The organism is Rhodococcus sp. 06-156-4 (assembly GCF_002259345.1).
Taxonomy (GTDB): Bacteria; Actinomycetota; Actinomycetes; order Mycobacteriales; family Mycobacteriaceae; genus Rhodococcoides; species Rhodococcoides fascians_E.
Genome location: NZ_NPGB01000022.1, coordinates 1 through 665 on the forward strand (window position 1 = coordinate 1; position 665 = coordinate 665).

Consider the following 665-nt stretch of genomic DNA (forward strand, 5'->3'; position numbering starts at 1 on the left):
GCCGTCGACGCACTCGTCGCCGTCAACGACGAGATCAACGTATCCACCGCCGGACGCTGCTCGACCAACGTGTTCCCCGTGACCGACAGATTGTCGAGCGCATCGATCAACTGCGGACCCGCATCGGCATACGTCTGCGAGAAATCCGCCAACCCACGCAGATCCTCCTGAATGTTCGGCAACTCGGTGTTCAGACCCTTGAAGATCGTGTCCAACCGATCGATCGTCAACCCCAACTCCTGACCACGACCACTCAGACCCTGCGCCAACGCACCCAACGTGCTCGCCAGATCCTGCGGCGGAATCGCTTCGAGCAACGGCAGTAAGTTGTCCAACAACTGACCGACCTCGATGGCACTGCCACTGGTGTCCTGCCTGAGCACGGTCCCGTCGGTGATCGGCGACGCCGTGTCGTTCTCGGGAATCTGCAACGCCACGTACCGCTCACCGAACAACGTCTTGGGCAACAACCGCGCCGTCGCGTTCGACGGAATCAGATCGGCCTTGTCCGGATCGATCGCCAACTTCGCCGTCACCACACCGTCGACCGACGACGCCGACCGCACTTCACCGACGATCAAACCGCGAACCTTCACATCCGCGTTGCTGGGCAACGCATTACCCACCGAATCGGTCACCAGGTCGATACTGACGACTTTCTTGAA

The 665-nt window shown here is 60.6% G+C and carries 1 protein-coding gene; it reads right to left on the minus strand.

Going from position 1 to position 665, the window contains the following annotated elements:
• The coding region (locus CH290_RS15785) for an MCE family protein (RefSeq protein ID WP_141216192.1) at nt 1-665 on the minus strand (665 nt) is incomplete at both ends.